The following is a 14,469-nucleotide window of genomic DNA, read 5'->3' on the forward strand; positions in this document are numbered from 1 at the left end:
AATTCTCCTCCATTAGTTTGAATTCATTTGTCTCGAATTCAAGATATTTTAATTATAAACAAATTATATGCCGCTTCAAGTTTTATGTCAATGATATTTTTTGAAAAGATGGTAAAATGAAGACTACTTAAATTTCCACTATCATACATAACCTAAGTCATAATGATTACATCGCATATTGGCGTTGTTTAAAGGGGACGGAACATGAATCAGCTTGAACAGATATACACTAATGCTGAAGAGCATACAAAAATAAAAATTCTGGAGGATGCCGACCGTTATCTGGGCGGACAGGAATCAATGCCCTCCTATAAGGAATATCTTTCTGAAAGATTTCATTATATCGATCAAATCTGGGTAAATGTGTGGCTGAATAAAATAACCGCTAAAATATCCAAGCAGGAAAAAAAGAAATATTTAAATGAAAAAGGGTATGACACTGAGAATGTTGATAGGAAAATAATCAATCATCTGTTCCGTACTGAAATGAGAGATTATCAGCCTTTTAACAGTTTGGACTGGCTTAATGCCCTGTTTGAAAACAATAAGGAAGCTTGGGCTGAGCGCTATAAGAAGGCAAGAGTCCATTATCTGCAGAAAGCAGAAGAGGAGCAGCTCCAGCGAAGAAAATATCGAACTCGTGAAAATATCGAAAAAAACATCGAGGAAATTATTGAAAAAGATTATAGCCTTCTTTATCTTCATGTCAGACATAAGACTTCAAAACAGCTTGTTTCTGATTTTGAAAATAGGACAAGGTATCAGAAGGTGGATACCTTCGCACTGGAAGAAAAGCTTGAGGAAACTGGCAGTTTCAATGCCGAAGATTATACTGTCATGGGAGAATTCTTTGAGGAGCTGACAGGGAATATTCATAAAGCATTGTATTATGGAAAAGGCTATTTCGAATATGAAACGTATTACTATGTCTATAAAAACCATATATCTGGATTTCTTTCTGATTCTCTGCAAACACTCATCCTGCAGAACCTTCCGCAACATCTTTTCGAGGAATATGAAGATGCATATGGTAAACCGCTGACCGGGAAGTCTGTTAAGAAACTTATAGCCCATACAATACACAATCTAAATGACAGCTTTTTTGAAGCTATTCAGGAGGAATATGTTGGTGATTTGGTCAAGCTTGCTGAATTTCCATTTGACCCTGAGCGCCATCAAGAACAATTGCAGAAGGACATTAAAGACCGGGAAAGAAAAATAGCAGAAGAACTGGCTGAGCAGCAGCGGAAGAAAGAGGAAGAAGAACGCATGCTCGAAAATATTTTCGGGCAGGAATACAGTCCTTCAGTGGAACGCGCAAAAAAATATGTACTTCATATCGGAGAAACCAATACCGGGAAAACCCATCATGCGCTTGAATGCATGAAAGCTGCAAACAGCGGTTTGTATCTCGCTCCTTTGAGGCTTTTAGCTCTCGAGGTATATGATAAATTAAACCGTGATGGTATACCCTGTTCTTTGAAAACCGGTGAAGAAGAGAAGACGGTTGCAGGTTCACAGCATCTATCCAGCACAGTGGAGATGTTCTACGAAAAGGATTTTTATGACGTCATTGTGATCGATGAATCCCAGATGATTACTGATAAAGACAGAGGCTTTTCCTGGTATAAAGCCATTACTAAGGCTAATGCCAATGAAGTCCATATTATTGGAAGCCGAAGTGCAAAAAGTATGATGCTGCAGCTGCTTGGCGACACAGATATTGAACTGAATGAATACAGCCGGGATATTCCACTTGAAGTGGAGGCAAAGGAATTTAAATTCAGTCATGTTCGAAAGGGCGATGCACTTATTTGTTTTTCAAGAAAGAGAGTGCTTGAAACGGCATCAAGACTTCAGCAGGAAGGACACTCAGTAAGCATGATATATGGAGCAATGCCTCCTGAAACCAGAAAAAAACAAGTCCAGCGTTTTATAAATGGTGAAACATCTGTTATCGTTTCCACTGATGCCATTGGGATGGGGCTTAACTTGCCTATCAGGAGAATTGTGTTCCTAGAAAATGATAAATTTGACGGAACGAAACGAAGGACCCTTACTTCCCAGGAAGTGAAGCAAATTGCTGGGAGAGCCGGCCGAAAAGGACTTTACAATATTGGGAAGGTTGCTTTTACAAAAGATATCAAAAGAATGAAAGCTCTGCTTGAAATGGAAGATGCACCGGTACACAGCTTTGCTATCGCCCCGACCAATTCAGTATTTGAAAGATTTCAAAGGTTTTACCGCGATCTCGGATCATTTTTTGAGCTTTGGGATAAATTTGAAAGCCCAAGAGGAACCAAAAAAGCAGCTTTAACCGAGGAGAGAGACCTATATGAAAGGGTTCGCGGCACAGAAATAGAAGCAAAGCTCGGCCTGATGGATTTATATGGTTTTCTCCATCTGCCCTTTTCAAAAAAAGAATCCGATCTTGTCCGTCAGTGGGAAGAAACCATGTATGCCATAATTGATGGCGAGGAGCTTCCTGAGCCCCGTATCAAGAACCGCAATTTGGAAGATCTTGAGCTGACTTATAAAGCAATCGGCCTGCATTTATTGTTCCTATATAGACTTGAGCAGAGAACCGAGGCGTTATATTGGGAAAGATTAAGAGAAGAAATCAGTGACCATGTCTATGAAAGACTGAAAACGGACATTAAGGAGCTCTCAAGAAAGTGCAGAAAATGCGGCAAAAAACTGCCATGGGAACACGAATATCAAATCTGCGATGAATGTCATTCTTCACGTTCAAGAAGAAGGTATCATTACTATAGAAGGTAAATTTTAAGCCTGCTGGAATAACAGCAGGCTTTTTCACTTTCAAAACGGGCGTTTCCGCAAAGTTTGTTGCTATATTATATTACATTTACTGAGTAGATTGGAGCGAAAGGTGCGAGATCCTCGAAAACGCTATCACATTTTCTTCGTGCGGTGTTTACTCAAAGCAGCATATGCAAAGTTCTACCGGAGTAGCGGGACAGGTGAGACCCCACAGACACGGAGCGTTGAGAAGGCTCACCGCCCGCCCCGTGGTTCGCTGAGCAACCTCTCGCTGCTATCAACGGACAACATTGATAAGCTAAAACAACAATTAACGTGAAAAGAGTTTTCAAAAAAGACAACAAATTTATGAATTTCATCCGTCCCTTTTGAATACATATTCATGGAAAACAACTATGCAGGTCTCAAAGGGGCGGTAAAATTGGCAAGCAGCACACATCAGGCAGAAGTAAATATTCCGATTGAGTCAATATGGAGCTTTGTCAGTGATATTGGGAATTGGGCGCCATTAGTGCCCGGATATATTGCACATGAGGTATTGAATGACAAAGAATCAACCTGGAGCTTCAAAAGCGATATGGGGATTATCAAGAAAAAAATCGAATTAAAAGTAGATATAACGAGCTGGCAGGAACCAACAAAGGTTACGTTTCAGTTAACAGGACTTAATGAGAAGTTTACGGGACATGGCTACTTTCTTGCGGAGAATGGAAGGAATAAAAAAAATATCATGACAGGATCACTTGACATTTCAGCAGAGGGAATGATGGCTAAAGTTGCCAATTCCTTGCTAAATACAGCTCTTCCTGAAATTACTTCAGAACTGACAGAGGCTGTGGCATTAAAGGCCGAACAGGAATACAGAGAGCATGCAGGCGTATAATTTGCCCCAATGAAAAGAACTCATATACTCTGAGTTCTTTTATTTCGTATATCGATTAGCGTAGCTGGAGGCCACGAATGCTTCCGGCTTTATTTTTGGTTCAAGGCCGATTGATTCGATCCTGGACACCATTTCTTTAACGAATTCCCTGGTTTTATTTCTTTTGCCTGATCCGATGTCCATATGCCCTTCCATTGAGAATGATCCGCCCTTATAAAGGAATGGCAGAACAATATCAAACATTTTGTCTTTGTAATCCTCTGTGAATAAAGAGACCACTTCTTCAGTAAGTGAGGTTTCATAGGAGATTCGCTCATGAAGATGCAGCATTTTTCTTGGTATAACAGTTTTCCGGATACATGCCCAGGCGCCTTTTCGCTCATTTTGGATCACAACCCCGGTTATAAACACAGTGCGATTGCAATGCACCTGTGAATCTGTACCAATCATCAATCTGAAGTTCCCATCAGGATTTCGTCTTATAAAAAGTAAGATCCGGTCGAAAACCTGCTCAAAAGTCATATTCCTCTCCTGGAGATTTTGAAATTTATATTCAGCATTCACTTATTATCACCACATTAAGTATTTTGTCTCGGAGTATCACTCTTCCACAACCTTTAACTTAAAATGTAATTCTTATTACTGCCATTATATTGAGGGACACTGAACAAGTTGTATAATTTTTAGAAAAAATTGCTGCTGCTGCGCAGAAACAGAAAATGAATGGGAATCTCCATATTGATAAAAGCTACAGTAAAGAGGAGGTTTGCTTATGAACAAAACACTTATTTTAATACTAAAATTAGGAGCAGCCATGATTGCTTTTGCCATAGCGCTTGATTTATTCTTTGATGCAACATTCGCAGATATTCTTTCCTTCAGTATTCTGGTAACAGCCATATCCTATTTGCTCGGAGATCGCATCATTCTCCCTCGGCTGGGAAACAGTAATGCCCTTATTGCTGACTTTTTCTTAGTTTATGTATCTGTTTGGGTGTTTGGGAGTGTGCTGCTTAACGGTTACCTGCAAATTGCTTGGGGAAGCATCATTTCAGCAGGTATTATCACTCTTTCTGAAATCTTTGTCCACAGAATGCTTGTAAATAAAAGGGCAGTCAGCCAAGAGAAAGAGGGCGGCCAAACTGCTCTCAATCCGCGGCTTGCCTACGGAATGGAAATAGCTGAAGAAAGAGAGCCAACAAAGGATTGGGAATAAATTGATGTTTGCACTTAGAAGCCCACTGCAGGCCATTTGGTCTTAACCTGGGCTTTTTATTTTGAACTAACCACTTTTTTCGCGTTTTTATCCAACAGAATGCTTGCTATTTTACCGCTTAACACACAATATAAATAAGGACATATTAATAAAGACCAGGAAAAGAAAGTAGGGTTTTATTTGCAGGAATTTTTAAAACTTGGCATTTCAGAAGAGCTATCAGATATTCTGCTGCAACATGGCATCGCTAAGCCAACGCCTATTCAGGCGCAGGCTATTCCAGCTGTTATGGGAGGAAAGGATGTCATTGCCCAGGCTCAGACAGGAACCGGAAAAACATTGGCATTTATCTTGCCTATTCTGGAGAAAATGAACCCAGATGCCCTTCAGATCCAGGCTCTGATTGTAACGCCGACAAGGGAACTGGCATTACAGATAACAGACGAAGTACTGAAGCTTACGAAAGACAGTGATATAGATGTCTTAGCTGTATATGGGGGGCAGGATGTGGACAAGCAGCTCAAAAAGCTGAAAAAGAATGTGCAGATTGTCGTGGGGACACCTGGACGGCTGCTGGACCATATCAAACGAAATACCATTGATTTATCACAAGTGGATTTTTTAGTATTGGATGAAGCCGATCAGATGCTGCACATAGGCTTTCTTGATGATGTTGAAAGAATTATTAAAGAAACACCTGACAAAAGGCAGACAATGCTTTTTTCTGCCACTATGCCGGCAGAAATAAGAAAACTGGCAAACAGACACATGAAAGAGCCGCAGTATATCCAAATTGAAAAAACACAGGGGCCAGCCCATTCAGTTAAACAAATAGCGATACATACCGTTGATCGCGCCAAGCAGGGTACGCTGATAGAGCTGATTCAAACCCATAGACCATTTTTGGCCGTGATCTTCTGCCGTACAAAACGCAGAGTAACTAAATTATTTGAAGTGCTGAAATCGAACGGTTTTGATTGCGATCAGCTTCATGGGGATTTATCACAATCGAAACGTGAACAAGTAATGAAGAGATTCAGGGACGCAGAGATACAGCTATTAGTTGCAACGGATGTAGCTGCCAGAGGGCTTGATGTCGAAGGGGTCACCCATGTTTTTAATTATGATATCCCACTCGATCCCGAAAGCTATGTCCACCGCATTGGGAGAACCGGCCGTGCGGGCATGAAAGGATTGGCAATTACGTTTTATTCGTCTGCAGACAAGCCGCTCCTTGAAGCAATTGAAAAAGGACTGAAAATTACTATTCCTAAGCAAAACCTTGGCAATAGCGATATCAAGCCTGATGCAAAACCTGTAAAAAAGAGGCATGACTCCAAACGCCAACCTTCCTCTGGAAAGAAAAATGACAGCAGAAAAGGAAGCCAGCCAAAATCAAAAGAAGACAGGTTTTCCAATGAAAAAGGCAGAAAAGACAAAAGCAATTCACCCCGGACAGGCCGCACAAAAAACCAAGGGAAAAAGACACCGTCTTCCACAGCTTCAAGAAATACATCAAAAAGACGGGGAAGATAAAGATATTTGAGGAGGAAAGCAATTTGTTAAAAGACCGGATGGAAAAGCACTTGAAAGAACAGCCCGCTGAACTTTATAAAAAAGAGCAGGAATTTGCCCAAAAGCACGGGCTCTTGAATAATGGTCATGAAGTAGAAACCAGGAATCGAGAAGACCGCTTTAATGAAGCATATATAGAAAGAGGAGATAAGGAAACAGAGGAAGTTCTCGGACAAGAATCTGCCGACTTTTTAAATCAGCCGATAGACTACTTCAAAAATCATAAAAATGAATTTATGTATCTGGAGTCGAAGTGGTTTGACCTGATCGGGGCGGATGCTGTTTCCTTTGAAACTGATGATGTTTTTGGCAACTATGAAGTCATGCTGGGACTGAAGCTGCCAAAAAAAGCAGAATCAGCTATGAGAGCATTTATAGATGAGAATACTCATACAGGCACGCCAAAATACAGCCTGATGTTCAGCCAGCAGGATGGGCTTTGGGATTTTAATTTTTCACTCAACGATATTGACGGCTTTAAAGAGGAGCTATCTATTCAAGATGCATATCAATTAGTTTACGAATTCCTTTTTAACCTTGTGTCAGAAGTGGAAGAAACCCGCAATAAGTAAATACTTACAGCCAGATATTAGGATGAACTCTTAATTTTTTGTCCAAACCATGATAAACGTCATGGTTTGGACATGACACCTATGTCTACAAAGCTGTTCGCAAACCCTTTATTATTAAAATTAACGTCATGATGAAGGGAATTAACAAATGACTTCAAAACAAAAACAACTCAACTTAAAAAAACAAATGGCACCTTATGAAAAATCAGATTTAACAAAAAGCATTATGCAGCTGGTAAATACGCTGGGACCATTTTTCCTGCTGTGGTTCATGGCTTATAAAAGCCTGAGCATTTCTTACTTGCTGACGCTTGGCATATCTGTCGTTGCAGCAGGCTTTCTTGTCAGGACCTTCATTATTTTCCATGATTGCTGCCACCATTCCTTTTTCAAAAACCGCAAAGCAAACAAAATCATTGGCACAATCACTGGGATCCTGACCGTCTTTCCTTATCACCAATGGCAGCATGACCACAATGTGCACCATGCCACCAGCGGTAATCTGGACAAGCGCGGTACTGGAGATATCTGGACACTGACAGTGAAAGAATATCAGGATGCGTCATGGTCCACTCGTGCAGCATACCGCATTTACCGCAATCCTTTCGTTATGTTAGGTATAGGCCCTATATATGTATTTTTGTTAAAAAACCGTTTTAACAGAAAAGGGGCAAGAAAGAATGAACGCATCAATACGTACCTTATAAATGCGGCCATCGCCGGTTTGTATGCGTTTATGTGCTGGGCTATCGGATGGGAAGCGTTCCTGATGGTTCAGGGGCCGATCTTTATGATTTCCGGAGCAGCCGGAATTTGGCTTTTCTATGTACAGCATACATTTGAAGATTCCTATTTTGAAGAGGATGATAAGTGGGAGTATGTTAAAGCTGCTGTAGAAGGAAGTTCCTTTTACAAGCTGCCAAAAGTACTTCAGTGGCTTACAGGGAACATCGGGTTCCATCATATTCATCACTTAAGCCCGCGCGTTCCTAACTATAACCTTGAAAGCGCCCATTATAATACAGCTGAACTTCAGAATGTACCGACGATTACTCTTTCTACCAGCCTGAAGTCACTTCAATTCCGCTTATGGGATGAAGAAGCACAAGACTTCACCGGGTATGGAGCAGCAAAGAAGTCTTCTGTCAGCAAAAACCAGAGCAGAACTAAAACGGCATCTGTGAAGCCGTAAACTGAATGTATAAGCTGAAGAACAGCTCCTTTGTGGTATGATAGCAAAGGAGCTGTTTCATTATTTCACGAATAAAAAGAGGTACTTCATATGTTAAAAAATTATTTAACTGCATTGAAAAGTTCAGGCATTTCTCCATATATATGGAGTGTATTCAGCATTCTGCCGTTTTATTTCATCTTCAGATCTACATCTAAAATCGCCATAGCCGTTGGAATTATCCTGACTATCCTATTTTTTATATCGCTGCGTTTTGCTTTTCTTTCGCGGAAATGGCCAGTTTATTTATGGACTGGCATCTTAATCAGCATATCGATCACAATGACCATTCTTTTTTCATTTATTTACTTTGCCTTTTATATTGCTTATTACAATGGACATATCAAAAACAGGATTGCCTTTTTAACGCTGTATGTCATCCACCTGATCGCAACCACCATCTCCATAAACATTAATTTTGTCACCCAGAAGCCATTATTTCTCGAGCAGATCCCTTTTATTATTATCATTTGGATCAGTGTGATTTTGCTGCCTTTTAACATTCATAATAAGAAAAAGCAGGAAAGGCTTGAGGAACAGCTCGAAGACGCCAACAAAAGGATCGCGGACCTCGTTAAACAGGAAGAAAGGCAGCGGATCGCCCGGGATCTTCATGATACACTCGGACAAAAATTGTCTCTTATCGGGTTAAAAAGTGATCTGGCCAGGAAGCTCATCAATAAGGATCCTGACCAAGCAAAGGAAGAGCTTGTAGATGTTCAGCAAACAGCCAGAACAGCATTAAACGAAGTTAGAAAAATGGTTTCCCAGATGAGGGGAATCAGGCTGAAGGAAGAAATTATCCTTGTTAAGCAAATTTTAAAGGCCGCATCTATCCAATTCATCGGGGAAGAGGATATCAAATTAAAGAATGTATCCCTGTTCCTTGAGAATATTTTAAGCATGTGCATGAAAGAAGCTGTAACAAATGTAGTAAAACACAGCAAGGCGACAGAATGCCGTATCAATGTCGAGCAAACCTGGAATGAAGTCAGCATTACTGTCCAGGATAACGGGGTCGGCATGAACCCCTCAACAGATGTAGGCAAGGGGTCTGGTCTACTTGGCTTAGGGGAGCGGCTGGATTTTGTCAATGGAAGCCTTGAGATTGAATCTGAGAATGGAACAACGATTATAATGAGAGTACCTACAGTCGTGAAGGAACCGAACAAGGAGGAGAGGGCATGATAAAGATCGTCATAGCTGAAGATCAACGGATGGTGCTGGGTGCTTTAGGATCCCTGCTAAATCTCGAAGATGATATGGAGGTCATTGGGAAAGCTTCGAATGGGAAAGAAGCCATATCCCTCGTCAAAACTCTTAAACCGGATGTATGCATCATGGATATTGAGATGCCGGAAAAAAGCGGCCTGGAAGCAGCTGAAGAATTAAGAGACAGCGGCTGCAAAGTTATTATTCTGACGACCTTCGCGAGGTCAGGCTATTTCCAGCGTGCCCTCAAGGCCGGTGTAAGAGGTTACTTGCTAAAAGACAGCCCAAGTGAGGAACTGGCAAGCTCTATCAGAAACGTCCTGGAAGGAAGGCGCATCTATGCACCTGAATTAATGGATGATGTCTATGGCGAAGAAAATCCGCTGACAGACCGGGAAAAAGAGGTACTGGAACTGATAGCGAACGGCAAAAACACTAAAGAAATTGCCGACCAGCTCAGTATTAAGACAGGAACTGTGCGAAACTATATCTCGGCTATTCTTGATAAACTCGAAGTTACGAACAGGATTGAAGCCATAACCCAATCCAAAGAGAAGGGCTGGTTTAAATAAAATTTTAAATGAAAAAGGACAGCGGCCCATTTTGGCTTAGCTGTCCTTTTTCATATTTTTTATTTCTTCCATCACAATGAAGGCAAGATCATCATTTCCGAACAAGGATAGAACACCAAGCAGAGTCTGATCAGGCACATCGCCTGCTTCTGCTTTTGGGACAGTCAGGTCCAGAGCTTCCTTTAGTGAACTGTTTTCTCCCTGATCCGGATATGCCTTTAAATAGATTTCCTCCGGATTTAAATCGTGATTGATGCACCACTGGGCAAATACGAGGATCATCATTTTCTCTTCGCCCTGATAGTTTTGAATAATTTTATCTTCAAGCTCTTTACTGTTCATTATCATAAATCCCCTTTTGTATTGATATATTGATTATAAATTTAAAAAGATGATTTTTCACCTTTATTTCTTTTTCTTTTGCTTATAGAATTTTCAGTAATCCTGATTAATTCTAAATTTATTGTCAATTCGTATTGACATTTATATAGTAGAATATCATAATATTAGAAAAACTTATAAAAACTTTAACAAATAACTGCACTACTGCCTTGAAGTAGAAAAGAGCGGAAGGCAACCCTTACAAAACAGCATACAAGTCTTTTAATGACTTCAGCTATTGCTGTTGAGCATCCAAATTGGTTGTTTCAGGGAAGCGAGCCCTTTCGTCCACGCTGGGAGGATGACTGGGCGTTTTTATTTACACTCTTTTAAGAGCAGCACGAAAAGCAGGCATTAGGTTTTTAAATCATCTACAGATAGGGAGTTTTGACAAATGACAGAATTTAAAATTGAAATCAACCACACACCTAAGAAAAAACAAAAACCTGCATTTGATAACCTGGTGTTTGGCAAGAACTTTACAGATCATATGTTTGAAATGGATTATACTGCCGGACGGGGCTGGCACGACCCAAGAATTGTACCGTATCAGCCGCTTTCTCTTGATCCCGCCGCAATGATTTTCCATTATGGTCAGAGTGTCTTTGAAGGGTTAAAAGCCTATCTTACCATTGATAATGAGGTATTGCTGTTCCGCCCTGAAAAGAATATGGAGAGATTGAATAAATCCAACTCCAGGTTATGTATTCCTGAAATTGATGAAGAGCTTGCTCTTTATGCCTTAAAAGAATTAATTTCAGCTGATCGGGACTGGATTCCGAATGTTGAAGGAACTTCACTGTATATCCGGCCGTTTGTCATTTCAACTGAGCCATACCTGGGAGTGGCTCCATCAACGAGATACAAATTTATCATTATTCTTTCGCCGGTAGGCGCTTATTATAAGGAAGGCATCAACCCTGTTAAAATTGCTGTTCAAAATGAATACGTGCGTGCCGTAAAAGGGGGAACAGGCACAGCTAAAACAGGAGGGAACTATGCAGCAAGTCTCAAAGCTCAGGAGCTTGCAAGCTTAACGGGATATTCGCAAGTTCTATGGCTTGATGGAAAAGAAAATAAATATATTGAAGAAGTGGGAAGCATGAACATTTTCTTCAAAATTAACGGAGAAGTTGTAACACCAGAACTTAATGGCAGCATCCTGGAAGGAATCACTCGAAACTCTGTACTGGAGTTACTGAAATATTGGAATGTTCCGGTGACTGAAAGAAGAATTTCTATTGAAGAAATCTATCAGGCACATGCCGATGGCCAGCTTGAAGAAGCATTTGGAACAGGCACGGCTGCTGTTATTTCTCCAATTGGAGAATTCTTCTGGGACAACAAGATTATTGAAATTAATGAAGGTAAAACCGGGGATCTGTCCAGGAAAATCTATGATACACTGACCGGCATTCAAAAAGGTACCGAATCTGATCCATTTGGATGGAGTGTAAAAGTGGCAAAGAAAGAGACAGCAGGCATTAAATAATACTTTATGACTGGATCGGCATCTAAAGCCGATCCTTTTTCTATTTTAGGCATGAAATCCCTCTAAAACGGGAAAATATAGAAAGAACCTATTAAGGAGAGGGGATTAAAAAATGGACAAGATTGAAGTAGGAGAAGTTTTTACAATTAGTGATGAAAATGATCAGGAAATGGAAGTGGAGGTTCTCGCATCTGCAGAGGTTGATGGGAATCAATATGCTGCTGTCAGCTTTGTCGAAGATCTTGAGGAAGACACAGAAGAAGATATTGATGTGTTCTTTTTAAAACTGGATGAGGATGGCGACTTTACACCCATTGAAAGCGATGAAGAATTTAACAAAGTCTCAGCGGTATTCGAAGAAATGATAAAGTGAAACTATAATCAGTGGGGCTTTTCCCACTGATCTCTTTTTTTACATATCCTGGAGAACGACTACGGAAACAGCAGGTGATCCAATGAAAATACTTTGCATCGATGGCGGGGGGATACGCGGTGTTTTTGCCGTAAGCATTTTAAAAGCTCTCGAAAAGGAACTGAAACAGCCTGTCTGCGACTATTTTGATATAATCGCAGGCACAAGCACAGGGGCGATCATTGCCTCTTCACTGGTCATGAAAAAAGATATGAGCGAGGTCCTGAATGGATACGAATCATTCGGGAAGAAGATTTTTGTCAAACAGGCTAAGGTCGGCCTTTTTAAAAGTGTCTACAGTGATAAGTATATGCGGCGCTTTTTCCGGAAAGCCTTTGGTGAAACGCAGCTGTCCGATATAAAAAAACCGCTTTTGATTCCAGCTGTCGATGTAACACATGGCAAACCGTTTGTGCACCGTTCCAATTACGGAAGTCCCGGCAATGATAGCCTATCCATGAAGCTTTGGGATGCAGTGCTTTCCTCCTGTTCTGCACCTGTCTATTTCCCGCCTAACAACATCAGCAACAGTTATTTATCCATAGACGGAGGGTTATGGGCGAATAATCCATCTCTCATTTGTATTACGGAGGCTATGCATCACTTCAAGATTGAGCTGCAAAACATAAAAATCCTTTCGCTAGGTACAGGTCTCCAAAAAATTGATTTTACGATTGATCATGATAAATATTGGGGTGTAAAGCATTGGCTGCCATTCCAGCTACCGTCCATGAAAGTGACGCCCAAGTTATTGGACTTGGCTCTGCATTTATCCTCCGAATCTGTGACCTACCATTGCAAACATCTTCTTGGAGAAAATTACCTGCGCATTAATGAAGATCTGGGTGAAGAAATGCCTTTTGACGAAGTAAAGTTTGTGGAAGAATTGATTTTGCTTGGAGAGAAGGTCTACCAGGACCGGCGGGAGGAAATTAGGAAGTTCTTACTTTCATGAAAAGGAGCAGGGACTTTTCCTGCTCTATTCTCATTTTATCACAGAATAATACTTTAAGGCTCTTCTGTGTTTTGTAGAACTTCAGCAATCGTTTCAGTGAGGCTGTGAGGACCCTTTGCGTCATGGCCAGCTTCCCAGTTCATCATTCCGCCAAATCCGCGGTTTAAAGCCAGGATGGTTTTCTTTTTCATGGTGGCTGATCCATTATAGTAATAGCTGATGCCATTTATGCTGATTATATCTTTTCCTGCATATTCAGGATTATTGTTTATGACGGCCTGATAGGATACAGGCTTAACAGCAGGATCCTCCGGCTGAGCATAAAGTGGAACACCTAAAACCAGCTTATCCTTGGAAATCCCCTGTGAATCAAAGAGATTCCCCCAATATTTGACGATATTCTCTGTAAAAGAATAGGGAGACAGATTAGCAGCATTGTATCCGCCATCCCACTGGCCGTCATATGCCATGATATTTACATAATCAACTTTAGTGAACATGTCAGGCTCATACACAACATATCCGTTCTCTGTACCTGTAACACTATGAACCTTGGCATGAACCGCAACAGATAGCTCCTTGCCGTTTGCATGGAGTGCTCCGCTCAAATGATTGATAAAAACAGCCAGGAATCTTGCATCCTCCTTTGAACGCGGATGCTCAAAATCAATATCAATTCCGTCAAGGTTTTCCTTTTTAACCAGCCCCAAAAGTTCTGTTACTAGCCTGCTTCTCGAGGAATCTTCCGCTATTGCCTGTTTAAAATAATCATAGGATTCCCCGCCCTTGAAATGAAACCATCCCCCCAGAGCCAGGAATGCCTTCACATCTTGCTTATGAGCATTTGACACCACTTTCTGCAGATTATTCCGCGCCGTCTTACCAGAAAATGAAATGCTTCCGTCCATCTCAGGATGAAGCAGGGACAGGCTGTTTAATAGACTGGAGCCCATATGTGTTTTTTGTATAATAAATGCCGGCAGCGAATCCGCCGGAAAAAATAATAGCAACCATGATCAAAACGTGATATTTTCTCTTCACTTCTGGAAAACCTCCATCTTTCAATCCTTTAAAAGTGTAACAAAAAAGAAAAGATGGAGGGGGTGGTAATTTATTGCTGACATTCCATTCCTCAGAATAAACAATAAACTTTTAATAAATATGATTCTCATCACATTACGGGCCTT

The 14,469-nt window shown here is 40.8% G+C and carries 15 protein-coding genes; 11 read left to right on the top strand and 4 right to left on the bottom strand.

Annotation, left to right across the window (positions count from 1 at the left end):
• Positions 1–204 precede the first annotated feature (204 nt).
• A complete protein-coding gene (locus M3205_RS05035) occupies positions 205–2,781 on the top strand; it encodes a DEAD/DEAH box helicase (protein WP_251168908.1) in 2,577 nt (858 codons plus the stop codon).
• A 421-nt stretch (positions 2,782–3,202) separates the two neighbouring features.
• Complete coding sequence (locus tag M3205_RS05040; protein WP_251168909.1) at positions 3,203–3,664, top strand: CoxG family protein; 462 nt, start codon at positions 3,203–3,205, stop codon at positions 3,662–3,664.
• 39 nt (positions 3,665–3,703) lie between these two features.
• Here the strand turns inward: M3205_RS05040 and M3205_RS05045 are convergent, their stop codons facing one another.
• The gene (locus M3205_RS05045) at positions 3,704–4,186 is read right to left on the bottom strand and encodes a ribonuclease H-like YkuK family protein (RefSeq protein WP_251168910.1); all 483 of its coding nucleotides are present in this window, start codon (positions 4,184–4,186) and stop codon (positions 3,704–3,706) included.
• A 250-nt stretch (positions 4,187–4,436) separates the two neighbouring features.
• On the opposite strand from M3205_RS05045, the gene M3205_RS05050 reads away from it, so the two are divergent.
• From M3205_RS05050 to M3205_RS05075, 6 genes are all read left to right on the top strand, one after another.
• Complete coding sequence (locus M3205_RS05050; RefSeq protein WP_251168911.1) at positions 4,437–4,880, top strand: YndM family protein; 444 nt, start codon at positions 4,437–4,439, stop codon at positions 4,878–4,880.
• A gap of 180 nt (positions 4,881–5,060) precedes the next feature.
• Positions 5,061–6,416, top strand: a complete 1,356-nt coding sequence (locus M3205_RS05055; RefSeq protein ID WP_251168912.1) for a DEAD/DEAH box helicase — start codon at positions 5,061–5,063, stop codon at positions 6,414–6,416.
• Positions 6,417–6,439: 23 nt separating this feature from the next.
• Positions 6,440–7,027, top strand: coding sequence for a branched-chain amino acid aminotransferase (locus M3205_RS05060; protein ID WP_251168913.1), 588 nt, complete (start codon positions 6,440–6,442; stop codon positions 7,025–7,027).
• A gap of 148 nt (positions 7,028–7,175) precedes the next feature.
• Positions 7,176–8,219 carry a Delta(5) desaturase DesA gene (gene desA / locus M3205_RS05065; protein ID WP_251168914.1) on the top strand — a complete coding sequence of 348 codons (1,044 nt, stop codon included), beginning with the start codon at positions 7,176–7,178 and terminating at the stop codon, positions 8,217–8,219.
• 90 nt (positions 8,220–8,309) lie between these two features.
• Complete coding sequence (locus tag M3205_RS05070) at positions 8,310–9,446, top strand: sensor histidine kinase (RefSeq protein ID WP_251168915.1); 1,137 nt, start codon at positions 8,310–8,312, stop codon at positions 9,444–9,446.
• Positions 9,443–10,042 carry a response regulator transcription factor gene (locus M3205_RS05075; protein WP_251168916.1) on the top strand — a complete coding sequence of 200 codons (600 nt, stop codon included), beginning with the start codon at positions 9,443–9,445 and terminating at the stop codon, positions 10,040–10,042. The genes M3205_RS05070 and M3205_RS05075 overlap by 4 nt, the downstream gene beginning before the upstream one ends.
• Before the next feature lie 36 nt (positions 10,043–10,078).
• Here M3205_RS05075 and M3205_RS05080 read toward each other — a convergent pair whose 3' ends face one another.
• A complete protein-coding gene (locus tag M3205_RS05080) occupies positions 10,079–10,384 on the bottom strand; it encodes a hypothetical protein (protein ID WP_251168917.1) in 306 nt (101 codons plus the stop codon).
• Positions 10,385–10,817: 433 nt separating this feature from the next.
• Between M3205_RS05080 and M3205_RS05085 the strand changes: the two genes are divergently transcribed.
• The 3 genes from M3205_RS05085 to M3205_RS05095 all read left to right on the top strand — a co-directional run bounded on the left by M3205_RS05085 (position 10,818) and on the right by M3205_RS05095 (position 13,282).
• Positions 10,818–11,915 (top strand): branched-chain amino acid aminotransferase, encoded by a 1,098-nt coding sequence (locus tag M3205_RS05085; RefSeq protein ID WP_251168918.1) that lies wholly within the window; start codon positions 10,818–10,820, stop codon positions 11,913–11,915.
• 112 nt (positions 11,916–12,027) lie between these two features.
• Positions 12,028–12,288 carry a DUF1292 domain-containing protein gene (locus M3205_RS05090; protein WP_251168919.1) on the top strand — a complete coding sequence of 87 codons (261 nt, stop codon included), beginning with the start codon at positions 12,028–12,030 and terminating at the stop codon, positions 12,286–12,288.
• A gap of 82 nt (positions 12,289–12,370) precedes the next feature.
• The gene (locus M3205_RS05095) at positions 12,371–13,282 is read left to right on the top strand and encodes a CBASS cGAMP-activated phospholipase (RefSeq protein ID WP_251168920.1); all 912 of its coding nucleotides are present in this window, start codon (positions 12,371–12,373) and stop codon (positions 13,280–13,282) included.
• A gap of 53 nt (positions 13,283–13,335) precedes the next feature.
• Here the strand turns inward: M3205_RS05095 and M3205_RS05100 are convergent, their stop codons facing one another.
• Positions 13,336–14,190: a glycosyl hydrolase family 18 protein gene (locus tag M3205_RS05100; protein ID WP_251168921.1), complete on the bottom strand. Its 855-nt coding sequence runs from the start codon at positions 14,188–14,190 to the stop codon at positions 13,336–13,338.
• A gap of 1 nt (position 14,191) precedes the next feature.
• Positions 14,192–14,323, bottom strand: a complete 132-nt coding sequence (locus tag M3205_RS25550) for a hypothetical protein (RefSeq protein ID WP_285886131.1) — start codon at positions 14,321–14,323, stop codon at positions 14,192–14,194.
• Positions 14,324–14,469: the final 146 nt, after the last annotated feature.

The organism is Cytobacillus firmus (genome assembly GCF_023715565.1).
In the GTDB taxonomy this organism is placed as follows: domain Bacteria; phylum Bacillota; class Bacilli; order Bacillales; family Cytobacillaceae; genus Cytobacillus; species Cytobacillus firmus_C.

Excerpts from the sequence above, each read along its gene's own strand:
- M3205_RS05035 (WP_251168908.1), top strand. The coding sequence starts at position 205 with ATGAATCAGCTTGAACAGATATACACTAATGCTGAAGAGCATACAAAA.
- M3205_RS05045 (WP_251168910.1), bottom strand. The coding sequence starts at position 4,186 with ATGACTTTTGAGCAGGTTTTCGACCGGATCTTACTTTTTATAAGACGA.
- M3205_RS05050 (WP_251168911.1), top strand. The coding sequence starts at position 4,437 with ATGAACAAAACACTTATTTTAATACTAAAATTAGGAGCAGCCATGATT.
- desA (WP_251168914.1), top strand. The coding sequence starts at position 7,176 with ATGACTTCAAAACAAAAACAACTCAACTTAAAAAAACAAATGGCACCT.
- M3205_RS05070 (WP_251168915.1), top strand. The coding sequence starts at position 8,310 with ATGTTAAAAAATTATTTAACTGCATTGAAAAGTTCAGGCATTTCTCCA.
- M3205_RS05075 (WP_251168916.1), top strand. The coding sequence starts at position 9,443 with ATGATAAAGATCGTCATAGCTGAAGATCAACGGATGGTGCTGGGTGCT.
- M3205_RS05080 (WP_251168917.1), bottom strand. The coding sequence starts at position 10,384 with ATGAACAGTAAAGAGCTTGAAGATAAAATTATTCAAAACTATCAGGGC.
- M3205_RS05085 (WP_251168918.1), top strand. The coding sequence starts at position 10,818 with ATGACAGAATTTAAAATTGAAATCAACCACACACCTAAGAAAAAACAA.
- M3205_RS05090 (WP_251168919.1), top strand. The coding sequence starts at position 12,028 with ATGGACAAGATTGAAGTAGGAGAAGTTTTTACAATTAGTGATGAAAAT.
- M3205_RS05095 (WP_251168920.1), top strand. The coding sequence starts at position 12,371 with ATGAAAATACTTTGCATCGATGGCGGGGGGATACGCGGTGTTTTTGCC.
- M3205_RS05100 (WP_251168921.1), bottom strand. The coding sequence starts at position 14,190 with ATGGACGGAAGCATTTCATTTTCTGGTAAGACGGCGCGGAATAATCTG.